Source organism: Roseomonas sp. TS2 (assembly GCF_058833935.1).
Genome location: NZ_JCACVY010000273.1, coordinates 1 through 4060, shown reverse-complemented (window position 1 = coordinate 4060; position 4060 = coordinate 1). Strand labels below are relative to the sequence as shown.

Annotated in this window: 4 protein-coding genes; all 4 read right to left on the bottom strand. The window is 74.7% G+C overall.

What is annotated here, in order from left to right; genetic code table 11:
* Nucleotides 1–105: 105 nt before the first annotated feature.
* On the bottom strand, nucleotides 106–1125 hold the full coding sequence (gene fliG / locus ACZJYS_RS23135; RefSeq protein ID WP_456316318.1) for a flagellar motor switch protein FliG: 1020 nt from the start codon (nucleotides 1123–1125) through the stop codon (nucleotides 106–108).
* Nucleotides 1122–2768, bottom strand: coding sequence for a flagellar basal-body MS-ring/collar protein FliF (gene fliF / locus ACZJYS_RS23130; RefSeq protein ID WP_493180476.1), 1647 nt, complete (start codon nucleotides 2766–2768; stop codon nucleotides 1122–1124). Before fliF ends, fliG begins: the two co-directional genes overlap by 4 nt.
* Before the next feature lie 234 nt (nucleotides 2769–3002).
* On the bottom strand, nucleotides 3003–3683 hold the full coding sequence (locus ACZJYS_RS23125; protein WP_109517479.1) for a flagellar hook assembly protein FlgD: 681 nt from the start codon (nucleotides 3681–3683) through the stop codon (nucleotides 3003–3005).
* Between the two features lie 29 nt (nucleotides 3684–3712).
* The coding region (locus tag ACZJYS_RS23120; protein WP_493180475.1) for a hypothetical protein at nucleotides 3713–4060 on the bottom strand (348 nt) is incomplete at its 5' end.

Here is a 4060-nt window from a genome sequence, read left to right as displayed (position 1 = left end):
GGTGCGCGCCGGGGCGGGCCAGCGGGCGCGCCGGGGCGGCCGGCGCGGCGTGGCGCAGCAGCAGGGCGTGGTGGCGCAGCGGCGCCTCGCCCGACACGGCGGCGCTCAATACACCATCTCCTCGGCCTCGCCCTCGGCCAGGCGCAGCTCGCCCTGCTGGGCCAGCTCCTTGGCCAGCGCCACCATGGCCATCTGCGCCTCCTCCACGTCGCGCAGCCGCGTGGGGCCGAGGCTCGCGATGTCGTCGCGCAGCATGCGGCCGGCGCGCTCCGACATGGCCTTGAAGAACTGCTCGCGCAGCGTCTCGGAGGCGCCCTTGAGCGCGATCACCAGCCGGTCCTTCTCCACCGCGCGCAGCAGCACGGCGATGCCGGCGGCATCGAGCCGCCGCAGATCCTCGAAGGTGAACATCAGCGAGCGGATGCGCGAGGCGGAATCGGCCGCGCGCTCCTCCAGCCCGGCCATGATGCGGCCCTCGGCGGCGCGGTCGAGGTTGTTCATGATCTCGGCCAGCAGCTCGTGCGAATCCCGCCGCGCGGAGCGGGCGAGGTTCGACATGAACTCGGCCTTCAGCGTGCGCTCCACGCCCTCCAGCGCCTCGGCCTGCGGGCTCTCCATGCGCAGCATGCGCATGACCACCTCCATGGCGAAGCCCTCGGGCAGCAGCGCCAGCACGCGCGCGGCGTGGTCGGGCCGCACCTTGGTCAGCACCACGGCGACGGTCTGCGGGTATTCGTTCTTCAGGTAGTTGGCGAGCACCGCCTCGTTCACGTTGCCCAGCTTGTCCCACATGGTGCGGCCGGCGGGGCCGCGCAGCTCTTCCATGATCTGCGTCACGCGGTCGCGCGGCAGGCCGCGCAGCAGCATCCGCTCGGTGGTCTCCCAGCTGCCGATCAGCGAGCCGGCCTGGCCGATCTGCTCGGCGAAGTCGCGGCACAGCGCCTCCACCGTCTCGGCCGAGACGGTGCCGAGCTGCGCCATGGCGGCGGAGACGTCGCGCACCTCGTCCTCATGCATGCGCGCGAGCAGGCGGCCGGCGCGGTCCTCGCCCAGCGCCAGCATCAGCGTCGCCGCCTTCTGCGGGCCGGTCAGGCCCAGGGTGTTGAACGCGCGGGTCAGGCTCACGGCTTGGCCTCCTGCGGGGTGAGCCAGCGGCGCAGCACCGCCAGCGTCTCATCGGGGTTGCGGTCCACCAGCTCGGCCAGGTTGTTCAGGCTGGAGACGCGGATCTGCCCCTGCACCATGGCCAGGTCCATCATCGGCTGGTCCGTCTCGATGGCGGGGGCGCCGCCCTCCGGCGCGGGCAGGCCGGGCGTGGCGCCCGTGCCGTCGGGCAGGGCGGGCGCCGCGGGCGGCGGCGCCATGCCGGCGATCAGCCGCTTCACCACCGGCCGCCCCAGCAGCAGCCCCACCAGCACCACCAGCGCCAGCAGGCCGCTCTCCACCAGCCGCACCGTCAGCGCGGGCGTCAGCGAGGCGAAGCCGAGGAAGCCGGACGGCGCCTCGCCCTCGGCGCCCTGGCCGGGGTCGGCGAAGCGCAGGGACACCACTTCCAGCCGGTCGCCGCGCGCCTCGTTGAAGCCGATGGCGCCGCGCACCAGCGCGCTGATCCGCGCCAGCTCCTCCGCCGTGCGCTCGCGGAAGCGGGGCGTGCCGCCCGGCGCCTCGGCCGGCTCCCACACCCCGTCGACCAGCACGGCGACGGAGAGGCGCCGCAGCATCGGCTGCTCGCGCAGCGTGCTGCGCGTGGTGCGGCCGATCTCGTAGTTGATCGTCTCCTCCTGCCGCTGCTCCTGCGTCTGCGGCCCGCCCTGGGGCGGCGCCGGCGCGCCGGGCAGCTGGTTGGCGACGGTGACGTTCTGCGGCTCGCCGCTGCGGTTGCTCTCGGTGGTGGAGCTCTGGCTGCGCGGCACCTGGTTGTCCGGGTCGAAGCGCTCCTCGGTCACCTGCACGCGGTCGAGGTCCATCTCCAGCGCCGCCTCGGCGCGCACGCGGCCGGGGCCGAGGGTGCGCTCCAGCATCTCCTCGATGCCGCGCGCCATGCGCATCTCCTGCGCGCGGCGCAGCTCCTCGCGCGATTGCGCCAGCGCGCCGCCCGCCTCGCCGCCCTGCCCGCGCGAGAGCAGCTCGCCGCGCCCGTCCACCACCGCCACGTTCTGCGGCTTCAGCCCCGGCACGGCGGAGGCGACCAGCTGCAGCACCGCCTGCACGCCCTCGCGGTCCAGCCGCTGGGCGCCGCGCATCTGCAGCACCACGCTGGCCTGCGCCTCGCTGCGCTCGCGCGAGAAGGGCTCGCGCCGCGGCAGGGCCAGGTGCACGCGCGCCGCGGCCACGCCCTCCAGCGCGCGGATGCTGCGGGCGATCTCGCCCTCCATCGCGCGCAGGCGGTTGACGTCCTGCTGGAAGGGGGTGGTGGTCAGCCCGCCCTGGCGGTCGAAGATCTCGTAGCCGATGCTGCCGCCGCTCGGCAGGCCATCGCGCGCCAGCATCAGCCGCAGCCGCGGCACCTGCTCCTCGGGCGCCAGGATCTCGGTGCCGTTGCGGCCGATGCGGTGCGGCACGCGGGCGCGCTCCAGCGCCGCCACCACCTGCGCCGCGTCGCGCGGGTCGAGCTCGGCATAGAGCAGGGCCATGGGCGGGGTGGTGGTGCGCAGCACCATGTAGCCCAGCACGCCGAGCGTCAGCGCCGCCGAGAGGCCGAGCATGGCCAGCCGCGCCGGGCCAAGCGCGCGCAGCGAGGCAAGCAGGCGTTGCAGGCCCGCGTTCATGCGGCGCACCGCGCATCACGGCCCGCCGGCAGCCCCGGCCGTGCCGTGGCCGCCCGCCCGGCTTCCGCCGGTCCTGCCATCGCCCGTTTTGGGCCGCCTGGTCGACGCATACGCCATGCTCTCCGCGCGCAGGGTTCTTCCCCGCGCCGCGAAACTTTCGCAGGGGCGTTGCCTGAATATTAACGGCGATGCGGCGCGGCGCGGTTTGCGCCGGCGGTGTGGCTTTCCGGTGCGTTACAGGCCGCGCAGCGCCTCCAGCCCGACGGTGAGGGCGCCAAGGCCGAGCTTCGGCCCGGCGCCGCTGCGGGTGATGCTGTCCACTTGGTCGGTCACGGTCACGTCCAGCGTGCTGCTGGCGACGCCGCGCGCATCGGTGCCGGCGACGGACAGCTTGTAGGCGCCGTCGGCGAGCAGGGCGCCGCGCGAATCGCGGCCGTCCCAGCGCCAGGCGGTGGCCGCCTCGCCCAGCGGCACGGCGGCCTGGCGCAGCACGGTGCCGGCGGCATCGGTGATGGTGACGAGCGCACCGCTGGCGCCGCCGGCCTCCTTCAGCGCCGGCAGGTTCAGCTTCTGCGCCGTGCCATCCTGCAGCCCCACCGAATCGGTGGCCACCGTGATCTCCTGCCCCATCAGCGGCGCGGCGGTGAGCATGGCGGCGGCGTTCTGCAGCTCCAGCAGCGCCTCCATGTTGCGGTTGGTGGCGATCTGCTGCTCCACCGCGGCGAATTGCGAGAGCTGGGTGGTGAACTGGGTGGGATCGAGGGGCTGCAGCGGGTCCTGGTTCTGCAACTGCGTCGTCAGCAACATCAGGAAGCTCTGCATGTCCCCCGCCAGGCTGGTGGCGGCGTTGCCGCTGGCGGTGCCGCGCGCCGCGGTGGTGGCGGTGGTGATGGCGGCGCTGTCGGTGATGGCCATGGCGGGGCGCTCCGTCTTGGGGGCAGGAATCAGAGGGCGAGGTCGATCTGGCCGGCCACACCGGCGCGCGGGGCGCCGGCTGCGGAGGCCAGGAGGGCGGAGGCCGGGCCCGCGCCGCGGCGGCGGCGGGCCATGGCGTGGGGCGGGCCTTCGCCCTCCCCGGGCGAACCGTCCTCCTGGCGCGGCGCGCCATTCCACAGCCCGAACTGCAGCGTCGCGCCCTGCTCGGCCGCCAGCCCGGCCTGCTGCAACACGGCCTGGATGGCGGGCGCGTCCTGCATCAGCTGCAGCAGGGTCTCCGGCCGCTCGGCGGCGAAATGCAGCGAGGCGGGTGTGTCCACGCCCTTCTCCAGCGTGATCTCGATGCGCCCCAGCGC

Excerpts from the sequence above, each read along its gene's own strand:
- fliF (WP_493180476.1), bottom strand. The coding sequence starts at position 2,768 with ATGAACGCGGGCCTGCAACGCCTGCTTGCCTCGCTGCGCGCGCTTGGC.
- ACZJYS_RS23125 (WP_109517479.1), bottom strand. The coding sequence starts at position 3,683 with ATGGCCATCACCGACAGCGCCGCCATCACCACCGCCACCACCGCGGCG.